General features: G+C 58.4%; 15 protein-coding genes. All 15 read left to right on the plus strand.

Features of this window, described 5'->3' with window-relative positions:
- The first annotated feature begins 1 nt into the window (after position 1).
- The 15 genes from pseF to fliE all read left to right on the plus strand — a co-directional run bounded on the left by pseF (position 2) and on the right by fliE (position 14854).
- Positions 2 to 697: a pseudaminic acid cytidylyltransferase gene (pseF, locus tag ACA073_RS07435; protein ID WP_497402724.1), complete on the plus strand. Its 696-nt coding sequence runs from the start codon at positions 2 to 4 to the stop codon at positions 695 to 697.
- A complete protein-coding gene (gene pseG, locus ACA073_RS07440; protein WP_497402725.1) occupies positions 694 to 2199 on the plus strand; it encodes a UDP-2,4-diacetamido-2,4,6-trideoxy-beta-L-altropyranose hydrolase in 1506 nt (501 codons plus the stop codon). Before pseF ends, pseG begins: the two co-directional genes overlap by 4 nt.
- Entirely contained in the window at positions 2192 to 3244 is a 1053-nt protein-coding gene (gene pseI, locus ACA073_RS07445; RefSeq protein WP_497402726.1) for a pseudaminic acid synthase, read from the plus strand. The genes pseG and pseI overlap by 8 nt, the downstream gene beginning before the upstream one ends.
- Before the next feature lie 229 nt (positions 3245 to 3473).
- Positions 3474 to 4400, plus strand: coding sequence for a ketoacyl-ACP synthase III (locus ACA073_RS07450; RefSeq protein WP_497402727.1), 927 nt, complete (start codon positions 3474 to 3476; stop codon positions 4398 to 4400).
- 83 nt (positions 4401 to 4483) lie between these two features.
- Positions 4484 to 5776, plus strand: coding sequence for a motility associated factor glycosyltransferase family protein (locus ACA073_RS07455; RefSeq protein WP_497402728.1), 1293 nt, complete (start codon positions 4484 to 4486; stop codon positions 5774 to 5776).
- Positions 5773 to 6039 (plus strand): hypothetical protein, encoded by a 267-nt coding sequence (locus tag ACA073_RS07460; RefSeq protein WP_497402729.1) that lies wholly within the window; start codon positions 5773 to 5775, stop codon positions 6037 to 6039. Before ACA073_RS07455 ends, ACA073_RS07460 begins: the two co-directional genes overlap by 4 nt.
- 253 nt (positions 6040 to 6292) lie before the next feature.
- Entirely contained in the window at positions 6293 to 7135 is an 843-nt protein-coding gene (locus tag ACA073_RS07465) for a flagellin domain-containing protein (protein ID WP_497402730.1), read from the plus strand.
- A gap of 70 nt (positions 7136 to 7205) precedes the next feature.
- Positions 7206 to 7571 carry a flagellar protein FlaG gene (locus ACA073_RS07470; protein ID WP_497402731.1) on the plus strand — a complete coding sequence of 122 codons (366 nt, stop codon included), beginning with the start codon at positions 7206 to 7208 and terminating at the stop codon, positions 7569 to 7571.
- 82 nt (positions 7572 to 7653) lie between these two features.
- Entirely contained in the window at positions 7654 to 9090 is a 1437-nt protein-coding gene (fliD, locus tag ACA073_RS07475) for a flagellar filament capping protein FliD (RefSeq protein WP_497402732.1), read from the plus strand.
- A 126-nt stretch (positions 9091 to 9216) separates the two neighbouring features.
- Positions 9217 to 9612: a flagellar export chaperone FliS gene (gene fliS, locus ACA073_RS07480; protein ID WP_497402733.1), complete on the plus strand. Its 396-nt coding sequence runs from the start codon at positions 9217 to 9219 to the stop codon at positions 9610 to 9612.
- Positions 9613 to 9622: 10 nt separating this feature from the next.
- On the plus strand, positions 9623 to 9919 hold the full coding sequence (fliT, locus tag ACA073_RS07485; RefSeq protein ID WP_017337176.1) for a flagellar protein FliT: 297 nt from the start codon (positions 9623 to 9625) through the stop codon (positions 9917 to 9919).
- A gap of 172 nt (positions 9920 to 10091) precedes the next feature.
- Positions 10092 to 11567 (plus strand): sigma-54 dependent transcriptional regulator, encoded by a 1476-nt coding sequence (locus ACA073_RS07490; RefSeq protein WP_008044600.1) that lies wholly within the window; start codon positions 10092 to 10094, stop codon positions 11565 to 11567.
- A 128-nt stretch (positions 11568 to 11695) separates the two neighbouring features.
- Entirely contained in the window at positions 11696 to 12901 is a 1206-nt protein-coding gene (locus tag ACA073_RS07495; protein WP_497402734.1) for a sensor histidine kinase, read from the plus strand.
- Positions 12902 to 12906: 5 nt separating this feature from the next.
- A complete protein-coding gene (locus ACA073_RS07500; RefSeq protein ID WP_497402735.1) occupies positions 12907 to 14286 on the plus strand; it encodes a sigma-54-dependent transcriptional regulator in 1380 nt (459 codons plus the stop codon).
- A gap of 238 nt (positions 14287 to 14524) precedes the next feature.
- The gene (fliE, locus tag ACA073_RS07505; protein ID WP_017337179.1) at positions 14525 to 14854 is read left to right on the plus strand and encodes a flagellar hook-basal body complex protein FliE; all 330 of its coding nucleotides are present in this window, start codon (positions 14525 to 14527) and stop codon (positions 14852 to 14854) included.
- Positions 14855 to 14856: the final 2 nt, after the last annotated feature.

Below are 14856 nucleotides of genomic sequence, written 5' to 3' on the forward strand. Positions count from 1 at the left end.
CTTGAGCAGCGTTGCGATCATTCCGGCCCGAGGCGGCAGCAAGCGAATCCCGCGCAAGAACCTCAAGCCGTTCGACGGCGTGCCGATGATTGTTCGTTCGATCCGGACGGCGCTGGAGTCGGGGCTGTTCGATCAGGTAGTGGTCAGCACCGACGATGACGAAATTGCCGAGGTTGCACGGGTTCATGGGGCACAAGTTCCGTTTATTCGACCTGCGCAACTGTCCGATGATTTTACCGGGACTGCGGCTGTAATCGTCCATGCCCTGAGCGAACTCCAGCGCTTCGACTATGCCTGCTGCATCTACGCCACGGCGCCGCTGCTGCAGGCGCGTTATTTGCGTCAGGGACTTGAATTGCTCAAGCAGCATCCGGATAAATCTTTTGCTTTTTCCGTGGCCGGTTTCGGCTTTCCGGTGCAGCGTGCGTTGACCCTTGACGAGCAGGGCGCCCTGACCGCGCTCTATCCTGAATTTCGCAACACCCGTTCCCAGGATTTGCCCGAAGCTTTTCAGGATGCCGGCCAGTTTTACTGGGGGCGCAGCGAAGCCTGGTTGCGAGGGGATACGTTGTTTTCTTCGGCGAGTCTGCCGGTGATTCTGCCGCGACATCTGGTGCAAGACATCGACACCCCCGAAGACTGGAAGCGTGCCGAATACCTTTTCGCCGCGCTCAAGGCCGGTGGTGAGTTGCAATGAGAGTGCTGATTCGCTCCGACGCATCGCCAACCATTGGCAGCGGTCATATCGCTCGCTTGTTGCCGTTGGCCAGAACCTTGCGCAAGCAGGGTTCGCACGTTGCGTTTGCGTGCCGCCAGCTGCCGGGGCATCGGCTGGACATGCTGGAGGCCGAAGGCTTCGAAACCTTCGCGCTGCCGGATCGGTATCCCGATGAAGACCCGCAGCAGGCCATTGAATCCATGCTGCCGTGGCAGGCGGACATTGACGCTTTGGCGCAAGCGCTGGAAAACCATTGCGCGTTTGACTGGATCATCGTCGACCACTATGGCCTCGATCATCATTGGCAGACCGCAGCCCGGCGCTGGGCGCCGCGGATTGCGGCGGTGGATGACCTTGCCACTCGCACCTACGCCGTCGACCTGTTGCTCAATCAGAATCTGTCCGGAACACCAGAGGCGTACACCTCGTTGCTGACACCGAATTGCCAGGCCTTGCTCGGCCCGCGTTTTGCGATGCTGCGTGATGAATTCAGCGGCCCGGTGATCGAGATCAAGCCTCAGGCGAAGCGGGTGCTGGTGAACTTCGGTGGCTTTGATGCGGCGATGCAGACTCACCACGCGATGCTGGCGCTGGCGGACTTTCATGAGCTTGAAGTCGATTTCGTTGCGGGTGCCGATAACCCGGCCTGGGAGAAAATGCAGGTGCTTGCGGCGGATCACCCAAATTGGCGCCTGCACAGTTTTGTCAGTGACTTCTACCAATTGATGACCGAAGCCGACCTGTTCATCGGTGCGGGCGGCGGTACCAGTTGGGAGAGGGCGGCCCTGGGGCTGCCGACGATCTGTATTGCGGTTTCGAACAATCAGCAAGCCAACGGCAAGGTCATGGCGACTGCCGGGGCCCATGTGTATTTGGGCGCCCGTGAGCAGGTCAGCGTCGCACAGTTGCGTCAGGCCATCGGTTTTGTCGCGGGCAATCAGGGGATCCGCCAAAGTCTGGCCGAGCACTCCCGGCGGTTGGTCGATGGCCGGGGCGCACAGCGGGTGGCGGCAGCCCTGGCCGGTGCAGTGTTGCCGATTCGTCCCGCGACCGCAGACGATGCGCAGCTGCTGTTTGATGGACGCAATGCCGAAGCGGTACGGCGCTGGTCGCTGGAGACCGGGTTGATTGAATGGCCGACGCATCAAAACTGGCTGGCCGCCAGTTTGAGTAATCCGCAGCGCTTGCTGCTGATCGCCGAGGCCGATGACGGTCCGGTGGGTGTGTTGCGTTATGACTTGCGCGGCGTTGCGGCCGAAGTTTCGATTTATCTGTTTGAAGATCGCATCGGCCTGGGCTGGGGGAGGGCGCTGTTGGCCCGCGGCGAGACTTTCGTCACAGCCTGCTGGCCGCAACTGACGGCCATCACCGCCCAGGTGTTGCCGGCCAACCAGCCGTCGCTGAAGGTTTTTCGCGAAGCCGGTTTCACTCAGAGTGCTTGCGTGTTCACGCGCGTATTGAAGGATCACCACCATGACTAGTTTCAAAATCGGCCATCGCTCCATCGGGGCCGACTCGCCACCGTTCATCATCGCCGAGATGAGTGGCAACCATAACCAGTCTCTGGAGGTGGCGCTGCAGATCGTCGACGCTGCGGCCAAGGCCGGTGCGCATGCCTTGAAGCTGCAAACCTACACCGCCGATACCATGACCCTGGACCTGTCCGAAGGGGAGTTCTTCATCAAGGACCCGAGCAGCCTCTGGGCCGGTTCTTCGCTGTACGCGTTGTACGAAAAAGCCCACACCCCTTGGGAGTGGCACGCACCGATTTTCGCCCGTGCCAAGGCGCTGGGCATGCTTGCGTTTTCCACGCCGTTTGATGACACCGCAGTGGACTTCCTCGAAAGCCTCGACGTGCCGGCTTACAAGATCGCCAGTTTCGAGAACACCGACCTGCCGTTGATTCGTCGGGTCGCTGCGACCGGCAAGCCGTTGATCATTTCTACCGGCATGGCCAGCATCGCTGAACTCGACGAAACCGTGCGTGCCGCCCGCGAGGCCGGCTGCAAGGATCTGGTGTTGCTTAAGTGCACCAGCACTTACCCGGCAACGCCGGCCAACAGCAACGTGCGGACGATTCCTCATTTACGCGAGTTGTTTGGCTGCGAAGTCGGGCTGTCCGACCACTCCATGGGCGTCGGTGTGTCCGTGGCCGCGGTGGCGCTTGGGGCGACAGTGGTAGAAAAGCACTTCACCCTTGACCGTAGCGCGGGTGGGGTGGATGCGAGTTTTTCGCTCGAGCCGGCTGAGCTCGCCAGCCTGGTGATTGAAACCGAACGCGCCTGGCAGGCCATGGGGCAGGTGCATTACGGTGTGACGGACGCTGAGCGCAAGTCGATGGTTTTCCGTCGCTCGCTCTATGTGACTCAGGACATGGCTGCCGGCGAGCCCTTCACCATCGCCAATCTGCGAGCCATTCGTCCGGGGCATGGGTTGGCCCCGAAACACACGGAAACCCTTCTGGGCCGTCGCGCCCGTCAGGCCATCAAGCGCGGAACGCCGCTGGATTGGTCGTTGGTCGAATAACCGCTTGTAAGGCTGATTCGGCAAAATAGCGTGACCCGCGAGTCATAACGCGCATCTTCACTGTATTGTATTAATAGGGAAGGTGGCGCCTGGCCTGTTTTTAGCCCAGTGATAGCCTTTTATTCTTCCCGACTGTCGCCTCGATGGGGCGGCGTTTTTCTCTGTTTGTCGGCGCCCCTCGAATCATTACGAGCGGTGGAATTGGGCAGTTTATTATTGGGAAGCCGTAATGATTGGCATAAAAAGCATTGCGAGCTACGTTCCTGTAGCCGGCGTGGACAATTACGAACAAGGTGCAAAATTCGAAAAGGATGAAGAGTTCATCCTGGGCAAGATCGGTTCGGCCTTCCTGCCGCGCAAAGACCCCGGTCAGGAAACTTCGGACCTGTGTGTCGAAGCAGCCAACGCGCTGTTCGCCAATAACCCTGACTTGAAACGTGAAGCCATCGACGTGCTGATCGTCGTCACCCAGAACGGCGACGAAGAAGGCCTGCCACACACCGCTGCCATCGTTCAGGACAAACTGGGCCTGCCGACCACCGTAGCCGCGTTCGATATTTCCCTGGGTTGCTCCGGCTACGTCTATGGCATCTACGCGATCAAGGGCTTCATGGAAGCCGCAGGCCTGAAGAATGGCCTGCTGATCACCGCCGATCCGTATTCGAAGATCGTCGACCCGGAAGACCGCAACACCACCATGCTGTTCGGCGATGCCGCCACTGCGACCTGGATGGGCGAAAACGCGCCTTGGCAGTTGGGCAAGGCCAAGTTCGGCACCGACGGTTCCGGCGCGCCACACCTGAAGGTCACCGATGGCGTGTTTTTCATGAACGGCCGTCAGGTGTTCAACTTCGCGTTGCTCAAGGTTCCGGCACATTTGCATGAACTGCTGATCGACTCGCAGCTGACGGCTGACGATATCGATGCCTTTTGCATCCATCAGGGCAGTGCAGCAATTGTCGATGCCGTGGCTCGACGTTTCGAGGGCGAACCCGAGAAGTTCATCAAGGACATGGTCGAGACCGGCAACACCGTGTCGTCGAGCATTCCGTTGCTGCTGGAAAAACACGTGCTGGACTCCAGCTGGAAGCGCGTTGCATTGAGCGGTTTCGGCGTGGGTCTGTCATGGGGATCGGCAATTATCTATCGCCCCTGAACTTCTAAAAGTCAGGCACAAAAAAAGCGTTCAAGGTGTAACCTTGAGCGCTATTTTTTTGCCCGAATGAAAAGCGAGGCTCCATGAGCGAGTTCTTTGAGCGCAACGGCGAGTTGATTCAGCGGCGCTGGCCCAAGGTCTGGCATCGACTGTCGGTTGAGAACAGCGCGGCCTTGCAAGTTGATCTGGTGGAAGGCCTGGGCTCGACGTTGAGCATCAATGGCATTCAGTTGACCAGTCGCCATGACCGCACCCGCGAAGCCGCGCTTCAGGCTGATAGCCTGCCCCTCGACAGTCCGGTGCTGCATGTCTATGGCACCGGCCTGGGGGATTTGCAGGCGCAATTGCTGGAGCGTGCCGGGCTTGAACGGTTGTACGTGCATATTTTGAACGGTGCGGTGTTTGCCCTGGTGCTGCAACTGCTCGATCAACAGCAGTGGCTCGGCGATTCGCGAGTAGAGCTGTTGTACGCCGGCGATCTGGCGGAAATTCAGTTGCCGTATTTCGCGCTGCCGTCGGAACTGGTGCTGGCGGACGACTTCAACGCCAAGATCCGCGACCGGCTCATCAGCGAGACCCACCTGACCTTCAATAATCGTAACTTCGATCCGGACAATCCCGAGATTGCCGAGCGATTGCAGGCATCTGTCGAACGTGTTCGTGCCGATGCCGATGCTGCCGAGTTGTTTGCCACCTGTACCGGCAGGCAGGTGTTTGTCATCGCCACCGGGCCGAGCCTGGAACAGCACTTCGACACCCTGCGTTCGGTACGCGAACGCGCGCAGAGGCCTTTGTTCATTTGTGTGGATACCGCCTACCGACCGCTGATCGAGCAGGGCATAAAGCCGGATGTAGTGGTCACGATCGATCAGCGTATCTCGACCCGACATTTACCGCCCGATGGCACCAGCGATATCACACTGGTCTACATGCCTATGGTCGAGCCAGCGGTTTTGGGGGCCTGGCAGGGCAAGCGTTACGTGGCCTATTCCGCCAGTCCGATCTATAGAGAGTTGCGCGAGAGACTACCCAGGGCCCAGCTCTATGTCGGGGGCAGTGTGATCCACCCGGCTGTGGACCTCGCGGTAAAAATGGGCGCCAGCCAGATCACGCTGTTCGGCGCTGACTTTGCTTTCCCGAACAACAAAACCCACGCAGGCTGGAATGACGGTGATCTTGGACCGCAATTGGGCGCAGCCAGGCATTGGGTGCTCGACGGCCACGGTCAGCGGGTCAAGACACAGCTCAATTTCCGCAGTTACTTGTGCGAGCTGGAACGGTATATCGCCGGGCATCCTCGGGTGGGTTTCTATAACAGCAGTCGGGCAGGGGCGATGATCGTCGGCACGACGTTTCACCCGGAGTTCACGCGATGACTCAACGCTTGCTGGCTGCCCAGGCGCAGCACTGTTCTGGTTTGTTCCGTCTGGGGCGAGACGTCGAAGCGGCGCTGCTGATGGTTCAGGTGTGCAGCGATGTTCAACGCGTGATGGGGCGTGCGAGTGTCGAGGTTCAATCCCGCTGGACAGCGTTGCTCACCGACATGTTGGCCCGTCAGGAGGCGCAGGACTGGTTGGCGCTGGCGGATCGTCTTGACTATGAGCTGTCGGAACTGCTGAAGGCGGCAACCGCCGTTTGATGCTTTTGATATGTGCCGGTACAGGCGAGTCCTCGCTGTCCCGCTACTGGCATTTCCCTGACGTCACTTTTTTGCATTGAGCTGCCGCCAAGCCCTTGTTTCATGAGGGGGTGGCAGTGTGATGGCAAATATTTTTCAAAATCCCCTAAAGCAACCTGCATTCGCGACGATAACTATTACGAAGGTTCTCTAGGCCATACCCGGCGGTTGCCAGGGCCGGAAGCCGCAGTACCCAACCAACGAGGAATTCGTCATGGCTTTGACAGTAAACACCAACACTACTTCGCTGAATGTTCAGAAGAACCTGAACAAGGCTTCCGATGCTCTTTCGACTTCGATGACTCGCCTGTCTTCCGGCCTGAAAATCAACAGCGCCAAAGACGACGCCGCCGGCCTGCAAATCGCTAACCGTATGACCTCGCAGATCCGTGGTCAGACCATGGCTATCAAAAACGCTAACGACGGTGTTTCGATCGCTCAGACCGCTGAAGGCGCTCTGCAAGAGTCGACCAACATTCTGCAACGTATGCGTGAAATCGCACTGCAATCGCGCAACGACTCCAACGGCACTGCTGACCGTACCGCTCTGGACAAAGAATACCAACAGTCGATCTCTGAACTGACCCGTATTGCTCAGTCCACCAACCTGAACGGCAAGGCGCTGATCGACGGTACTGCTGGCTCGATGGAATTTCAGGTAGGCGCAGGTACTACTTCCGACAACCAGATCACTCTGACCCTGAGTTCGAGCTTCGACGCCACCACCTTGGGAATGACCGGTACCATCTCTGGTACTAGCAACGCGGCTAACCACAGCGATGTTGATGCGTCCATCTCGGCCATCGACACGGCGCTGAACACAATCAACGCCACTCGCGCTGACCTCGGTGCTGCTCAAAACCGTTTCGCCACTACCATCTCCAACCTGCAGAACATCAACGAAAACGCCAGTGCTGCACGTAGCCGCGTTCAAGATACCGACTTCGCTGCTGAAACTGCAGAGCTGACCAAGCAACAAACTCTGCAACAGGCTTCCACCTCGGTTCTGGCTCAGGCCAACCAACTGCCATCCGCTGTACTGAAACTGCTTCAGTAATCGCTGGGTGAGTGCTGGCGGGGGAGTGCGCGCGCGCTCTCTCGCTTTTTTAGTTTAAGAGGTGATGGACATGGATATGAGCGTGAAGCTGAACTTGTCTTATCCAGCCGCGAAGCCGGCGACGACTGTTGCTGACAAACCGGCGGAAAAGCCTCGAGCCGATGCTGCCGCTGTGGCACCGGTCAAGGATGAGCCAAAAGACGCGGTAACCGAGCAGGACAAACTGAAGATGGCCGTTCAGGAAATCGAAAAGTTCGTTCAGTCGATCAAGCGCAATCTGGAGTTCTCGATCGATGAGCCTTCAGGCAAAGTGATTGTCAAAGTGATTGCCAGCGACTCGGGTGAAGTGGTTCGCCAGATCCCTAACGAAGAAGTCCTCAAGCTGGCCAATAGTTTGAATGATGCAAGCAGTCTGTTGTTCAGCGCTAAAGTCTGACAGCTGGCACGAATTTTGTTGCTATGTTCTTTTGGGCGTTGTAGTGGTCAAAAGGCCGGCGACACACTGAAGGGAGTTCAACATGGCAAGTCCAATTCTACCGGGTTCGGGTTTAGGCTCCGGCATTGACACCGGTGCTATCGTCAAAGCCTTGGTTGATGCTGACAAGGCGGCCAAGCAGAGTCAGATCAACCGGCAGACGACTACCAATACCTCGCAGATTTCCGGTGTCGGGACCCTCAAGAGTGTGCTGGCGAATTTCCAGACTGCGCTCAAAAACCTCGGCGATACGAAAAACCCGCAGTTCCTGGGTTACAGCGCCACGAGTTCCGATCCCAAAGTGCTGACCTCTGTCGCCAGCAACACGGCGGTCAACGGCACTTATGTCATCAAGGTCAACACCCTTGCGACTTCATCGAAAGTGGCGACTGCTGTGGTTCCCCCTAACACAGTCTTTGCGGGTGGTACGCTCAATATCACTCAAAATAACATTGTCCGTCCTGTTGTAATTCCCCCTAACGCTACGTTGCAGTCGGTACGGGATGCGATCAATGCCCAGCAAGGTGCCAATGGCTTCAGTGCCAACATTGTCACAGACTCCACCGGTTCGCGTCTGGTCATGGGGTCTACCGTCACCGGTCTGGGTTCCGATATCGAGCTCAGTGGTATTCCCGGTCTGGTAATCACCCCCGGCCAGAAAATGGGCCCGACGCCTACGGCGGCCTCGGCCGGTGCCATCGGCGAACTCGCCGCGGACGCCAGCTTCACGGTTGACGGACTGGCGATCACCAGCAAATCCAACACCGTAAGCAGTGCCATTTCCGGTCTGACACTGAATCTGGTGGCGGGTGGTGGGGCGACATCCACTGTGACGGTCGGACCGAACAGTGACGGTTTGAAAAAATCGATCCAGGCCTTTGTCGATGCTTACAACCAGGTTGTCACCAGCGTCAATACGCTGAGCAAGCCCTCCCTGGATAAAGATGGCAAACCAACCGTTGCTGCGGCATTGACCGGTGACTCGCTGGGGCGGGGTATCCTGGCGTCGATCCGTGAGCCGTTGACCAGTACCGGTGCGGGCGACAAGCTGACCGTACTTTCGCAGTTGGGTATTACCACCAACCAGAAAACCGGTGCGCTCGATTTTGACAGCACCAAGTTCTCTACGGCGATGGATACGCAAAAGCTGGGTGGAGAGATTCAGAAGCTGTTCCTGGGTGATCCGACGGCGACGGGTACTGCGGCTCAAGGTCTGCTGGAACGAATGAGTACGGCGATCACGCCTTATACCCTGACCGGCAGCGGCGGCATCCTTGATGCGCGTTCTGCCAACCTGGCAAAAGTCAAAACTAACCTGGCCAGCCAGCAGGAAGCACTGGATCGTCGGGTCGAGACTCTGACCGCCGTGCTGACCAAGAAGTACAACGACATGGACACCCTGGTCGGCAAGCTAAAGGCGACTGCCAGCAACATTACCTCGATGTTCGAGGCGATGAACGCACAGAAAAACGCCTCATAGCGCCCAAGCGCCAAAAGCCCGGCAGCGGATTCCGCCTGTCGGGCTTTTTTTGTTTGAATCTAAAGTTTTTTGACGCCGTGTCGATACACTGGCTATACGAATCACAAAGTTTTGATGAGGTACAACATGAACCCGATGTTAGCCCTTCGGCAGTACCAGAAGATTGGCGCTCAGGCCCAGACTTCCGAAGCCAGCCCCCATCGCTTGGTGCAAATGCTGATGGAAGGTGGTCTGGATCGCATCGCTCAGGCCAAGGGTGCCATGGAGCGCAAGGATATCCCCAACAAAGGCATCTTCATCGGCAAGGCGATCGGGATCATCGGCGGCTTGCGTGAAGGCTTGGACCTGGAAAATTCTGTTGAGTCTGTGGGTGAGCTGGACAAGCTGTACACCTACATGATGAAGCGTCTGACAGAAGCCAACCTCAAAACCGATCCAAAAATTCTCGACGAAGTCGCCGATCTGCTTCGCACCGTCAAGGACGGCTGGGACGCTATCGCCGCGCCGGGTCCGCAGTTTTAAGGAGATCACCATGAGTCTTGTATTGCAGCGAATCGAAGAAACCCGTGAAGGCCTGGTCGGTGCCCTGGCCGAGCGAAACTGGGAAGCCATTGGTGAGCTGGACCTGGCTTGCCGTTCCTGCATGGAAGACGTCTTGAGTGAAGCTTCGGTGGACGAGGCCGCGTTGCGCGACAACCTTGAAGAGTTGCTGGGGGTGTATAAACAGCTTCTTGAGGCGGCGACGGGGGAGAGGCAAGCAATAGTCGATGAGATGTCGCAGATCCATCAAGCACAGAACGCAGCAAAGGTTTACCATCTGTTCGGTTAATTAATCCTCAGTTAATCCAGACCGGGTGCGCCATAAATTTGACTGTGCACGGTTTTTTGACTTAACTAGTGGCTGGTTGCAGATTTCAGGCGTCTACGGGCTTAACGTGCCTGCAGGCGTCTAGCTTGCCCATCATTTCGGGCATTGAGTTGACTAGGGAAGTTGCTATTGCATGTGGCGTGAAACCAAAATTCTGCTGATTGATGACGATAGCGTCCGCCGCCGCGATTTGGCGGTGATTTTAAATTTTCTCGGCGAAGAAAATTTACCCTGCGGTAGCCATGACTGGCAGCAGGCTGTCGGCTCTTTGTCATCAAGTCGTGAAGTCATCTGTGTCCTCATCGGGACGGTCAATGCTCCAGGTGCACTTCCGGGCTTGTTAAAGACACTCTCTACCTGGGATGAGTTCCTTCCGGTTTTGTTAATGGGCGATAATTCTTCCGTTGACCTGCCAGAAGACCAGCGTCGCCGAGTGCTTTCGACCCTCGAAATGCCGCCCAGCTACAGCAAGCTGCTCGATTCGCTGCACCGTGCCCAGGTCTATCGCGAGATGTATGACCAGGCTCGCGAGCGCGGGCGTCACCGTGAACCCAATCTTTTCCGCAGTCTTGTCGGCACCAGCCGGGCGATTCAGCACGTCCGTCAGATGATGCAGCAAGTCGCCGACACCGACGCCAGCGTGTTGATCCTCGGCGAGTCTGGCACCGGCAAGGAAGTGGTTGCGCGTAACCTGCACTATCACTCCAAGCGTCGTGATGCGCCGTTCGTACCGGTCAACTGCGGGGCGATCCCGGCCGAGTTGCTGGAAAGCGAACTGTTCGGTCATGAGAAGGGTGCCTTCACCGGGGCAATCACCAGTCGCGCCGGGCGTTTTGAGCTGGCCAACGGCGGCACGCTGTTCCTCGATGAAATTGGTGACATGCCGCTGCCGATGCAGGTCAAGTTGCTGCGCGTGTTGCAGGAGCGCACCTTCGAACGCGTGGGCAGTAACAAGACCCAGAGCGTCGATGTGCGCATCATCGCGGCGACCCACAAGAATCTCGAAAGCATGATCGAGATCGGCACCTTCCGCGAAGACTTGTACTACCGCCTGAACGTGTTCCCGATCGAGATGGCGCCGCTGCGTGAGCGCGTCGAAGATATTCCGTTGCTGATGAACGAACTGATCTCGCGCATGGAGCACGAAAAGCGCGGTTCGATCCGTTTCAACTCCGCGGCGATCATGTCGTTGTGCCGTCACGGCTGGCCGGGCAACGTTCGCGAGCTGGCGAACCTGGTGGAGCGCATGGCGATCATGCACCCGTACGGGGTCATCGGCGTCGTGGAGCTGCCGAAGAAATTCCGCTACGTCGACGACGAAGACGAGCAACTGGTCGACAGCCTGCGCAGCGATCTGGAAGAGCGCGTGGCCATCAACGGCCATACGCCGGACTTCACCGCCAACGCCATGCTGCCGCCGGAAGGCCTGGACCTGAAAGACTATCTTGGTGGTCTGGAACAAGGGCTGATCCAGCAGGCGCTGGATGATGCGAATGGCATCGTGGCACGCGCCGCCGAGCGGCTGCGGATTCGCCGTACCACGCTGGTGGAGAAGATGCGCAAGTACGGCATGAGCCGTCGCGACGGTGATGAGCAGGCGGATGATTGACGCCTGTTTTTCAAGTCGTTCATTTATAGGCGGTTTTTTTTAGGCACGGGTATTGCTACGTCCCTCGCAACGTTCCGTTTCACTGACGGTCAGCCACGCGAGAGAGCACGATGCCCCACGCCGCCCAGATGTCTCCTGTCCCTGACGCTTCGGGGCACCCGTCGTCCGTAGAGCAGGCAAGCCGGTTTGGCCTCGAGCAGGCGTTCACGCTGTTCAACCAGATGTCGAGCCAGTTGACCGACTCCTACAGCATGCTCGAAGCGCGGGTTACCGAGCTCAAGGGTGAGTTGGCGGTGGTTAGCGCTCAGCGCATGCAGGAGCTGGCGGAAAAAGAACGCCTGGCCAACCGGCTGCAAAACCTCCTCGACCTATTGCCTGGTGGCGTCATCGTCATCGATGCCCAGGGCATTGTGCGCGAGGCCAATCCCGCGGCCCGCGAACTGCTCGGTCTACCCCTCGACGGCGAGCTGTGGCGCCATGTCATTGCCCGTTGCTTTGCGCCGCGTGAAGACGACGGTCATGAAATCTCTCTCAAGGACGGTCGGCGCCTGTCGATCGCCACTCGCTCGCTGGATGCCGAGCCCGGCCAGTTGGTGTTGCTCAACGACCTGACCGAAACCCGCCACCTGCAAGATCAACTGGCCCGCCACGAACGCCTGTCATCACTCGGTCGCATGGTTGCGTCGCTGGCTCATCAAATCCGCACGCCCTTGTCCGCTGCATTGCTCTACGCCAGTCATTTGACTGAGCAAGCGTTGCCGGTCGCCACGCAACAGCGTTTTGCCGGGCGTCTGAAAGAGCGTTTGCATGAGCTGGAACATCAAGTGCGCGACATGCTGGTGTTCGCTCGCGGCGAGCTGCCGCTGACTGATCGCGTCACGCCGAAGATGCTGATGCAGTCCCTGCAATCGGCCGCATTGACCCATGTGCAGGACCTGCCGATTCGCTGGCAGTGCGACAGTCATACGGGAGAATTGCTGTGCAATCGCGACACTCTGGTCGGCGCGATTTTGAACCTGATCGAGAACGCCATCCAGGCCAGTGCCGGCGACGTCCGTTTGAAAGTTCATCTCTACAGTCGTGGCAACAACCTTCGGGTATCGGTCAGCGACAGCGGCAGCGGTATTGATACGAAAGTGCTGGCGCGTCTCGGTGAACCTTTCTTCACCACCAAAACCACCGGAACCGGCCTCGGTCTGACCGTGGTCAAGGCAGTGGCGCGTGCTCATCAGGGAGAATTGCAGCTGCGCTCGCGGCTGGGGCGCGGCACTTGCGCGCAGGTGATTCTGCCGCTTTTTTCTGATGAGAAGCGTAGCGCTCAGAGAGCGGAGTGAAGGGCATGGCAATCAAGGTTTTACTGGTCGAGGATGACCGCGCGTTGCGTGAGGCGCTGGCGGATACGCTGTTGCTCGCAGGGCACGACTACAAGGCTGTCGGTTCGGCGGAAGAGGCGCTCGAGGCTGTCGGTGTCGAGACGTTCAATCTGGTGCTCAGCGACGTCAACATGCCGGGCATGGACGGCCATCAACTGCTCGGTTTGTTGCGGGCTCGTCAGCCGCAATTGCCAGTCTTGCTGATGACGGCTCACGGCGCCGTGGAGCGCGCGGTCGATGCGATGCGTCAGGGGGCGGTGGATTATCTGGTCAAGCCGTTCGAGCCGAAGGCACTGTTGGATCTGGTGGCGCGTCATGCGCTGGGCAGTCTGGGTGCTCCCGAGAGCGAAGGGCCTGTCGCGGTCGAGCCGGCCAGTGCGCAATTGCTGGAGCTGGCCGCACGAGTGGCGCGCAGTGATTCCACAGTGTTGATCTCTGGCGAGTCCGGGACCGGTAAAGAAGTGCTGGCACGTTACATCCATCAGCACTCGCATCGCGTCAGTCAGCCGTTCATTGCCATCAACTGTGCAGCGATTCCCGACAACATGCTTGAAGCGACGCTGTTCGGTCACGAAAAGGGTTCGTTCACCGGCGCCATCGCGGCGCAGGCCGGCAAGTTCGAGCAAGCCGACGGCGGCACCCTCCTGCTGGATGAAATTTCCGAAATGCCCCTCGGCCTTCAGGCCAAGTTGCTACGCGTGTTGCAGGAGCGCGAAGTCGAGCGAGTGGGGGCACGCAAGCCCATCACGCTGGACATCCGCGTAGTCGCGACGACCAACCGTGACCTGGCCGCAGAGGTGGCGGCGGGGCGTTTTCGTGAAGACCTCTATTATCGCCTGTCGGTATTTCCGCTGGCCTGGCGTCCGTTGCGCGAGCGCACCGCCGATATCCTGCCACTGGCCGAGCGCCTGCTGGCCAAACACGTCAATAAAATGAAGCACGCCGCGGCGAGACTGTCGCCCGAGGCGCAGGCGTGCCTGATCGGTTATCCATGGCCAGGCAACGTGCGAGAGCTGGATAATGCGATTCAGCGTGCATTGATTCTGCAGCAGGGCGGATTGATCCAGCCTCAGGATTTCTGCCTCGCCGGGCCGGTTGCCTGTGCGCCATTGCCGGCATTGGCGTCGGTGCGAGCGGTGGAGGTCGAATCCGAGTCGGCGGGTGCGCTGGGCGACGATCTGCGTCGCCGCGAATTCCAGATGATTATCGACACACTGCGCTCCGAGCGTGGGCGCCGCAAAGAAGCGGCCGAGCGTCTGGGAATCAGTCCGCGGACGCTGCGCTACAAGCTGGCACAAATGCGCGATGCCGGAATGGACGTGGAAGCTTATTTGTTCGCCACCTGAAGATTGGCGGAAACACACCGATACAAATGTGGGAGCGGGCTTGCTCGCGAAGGCGGTGTGACAGATACATAAATGTCTACTGACACACCCTTTTCGCGAGCAAGCCCGCTCCCACAATGGTTTTTCGCTCGGAAGGCTTTTGTTCAGAGCGGCCACGGAGCTGGCACCCTTGTTGCTAACACCTCACTATCCGCCGAGTGAGTGTCAAAAAATTGCGGGTCGCCAAAGAGAGTAGTCCATGAGCCAAGGTATTGAATTCAATCGATTGATGCTGGATATGCGTTCCATGCAAATGGATGCCATGTCTGCGCCTAAATCGACTGCCGCCGTCCCTGAACTGAGTGGCAGCAGCTTTTCCGACATGCTCGGTCAAGCCGTCAATAAAGTGAACGATACGCAGCAGGCGTCCAGCCAGTTGGCCAATGCCTTCGAGATCGGCAAGAGCGGCGTGGATCTGACCGACGTGATGATTTCCTCGCAGAAGGCCAGCGTGTCTTTCCAGGCGTTGACCCAAGTGCGCAACAAGCTGGTTCAGGCATACCAAGACATCATGCAGATGCCGGTTTAAGG

The organism is Pseudomonas sp. LBUM1670 (genome assembly GCF_059695695.1).

Bases quoted from the DNA above. Each gene is read 5' to 3' on its own strand.
- pseG (WP_497402725.1), top strand. From the start codon at position 694: ATGAGAGTGCTGATTCGCTCCGACGCATCGCCAACCATTGGCAGCGGT.
- pseI (WP_497402726.1), top strand. From the start codon at position 2,192: ATGACTAGTTTCAAAATCGGCCATCGCTCCATCGGGGCCGACTCGCCA.
- ACA073_RS07450 (WP_497402727.1), top strand. From the start codon at position 3,474: ATGATTGGCATAAAAAGCATTGCGAGCTACGTTCCTGTAGCCGGCGTG.
- ACA073_RS07455 (WP_497402728.1), top strand. From the start codon at position 4,484: ATGAGCGAGTTCTTTGAGCGCAACGGCGAGTTGATTCAGCGGCGCTGG.
- ACA073_RS07460 (WP_497402729.1), top strand. From the start codon at position 5,773: ATGACTCAACGCTTGCTGGCTGCCCAGGCGCAGCACTGTTCTGGTTTG.
- ACA073_RS07465 (WP_497402730.1), top strand. From the start codon at position 6,293: ATGGCTTTGACAGTAAACACCAACACTACTTCGCTGAATGTTCAGAAG.
- ACA073_RS07470 (WP_497402731.1), top strand. From the start codon at position 7,206: ATGGATATGAGCGTGAAGCTGAACTTGTCTTATCCAGCCGCGAAGCCG.
- fliD (WP_497402732.1), top strand. From the start codon at position 7,654: ATGGCAAGTCCAATTCTACCGGGTTCGGGTTTAGGCTCCGGCATTGAC.
- fliS (WP_497402733.1), top strand. From the start codon at position 9,217: ATGAACCCGATGTTAGCCCTTCGGCAGTACCAGAAGATTGGCGCTCAG.
- fliT (WP_017337176.1), top strand. From the start codon at position 9,623: ATGAGTCTTGTATTGCAGCGAATCGAAGAAACCCGTGAAGGCCTGGTC.
- ACA073_RS07490 (WP_008044600.1), top strand. From the start codon at position 10,092: ATGTGGCGTGAAACCAAAATTCTGCTGATTGATGACGATAGCGTCCGC.
- ACA073_RS07495 (WP_497402734.1), top strand. From the start codon at position 11,696: ATGTCTCCTGTCCCTGACGCTTCGGGGCACCCGTCGTCCGTAGAGCAG.
- ACA073_RS07500 (WP_497402735.1), top strand. From the start codon at position 12,907: ATGGCAATCAAGGTTTTACTGGTCGAGGATGACCGCGCGTTGCGTGAG.
- fliE (WP_017337179.1), top strand. From the start codon at position 14,525: ATGAGCCAAGGTATTGAATTCAATCGATTGATGCTGGATATGCGTTCC.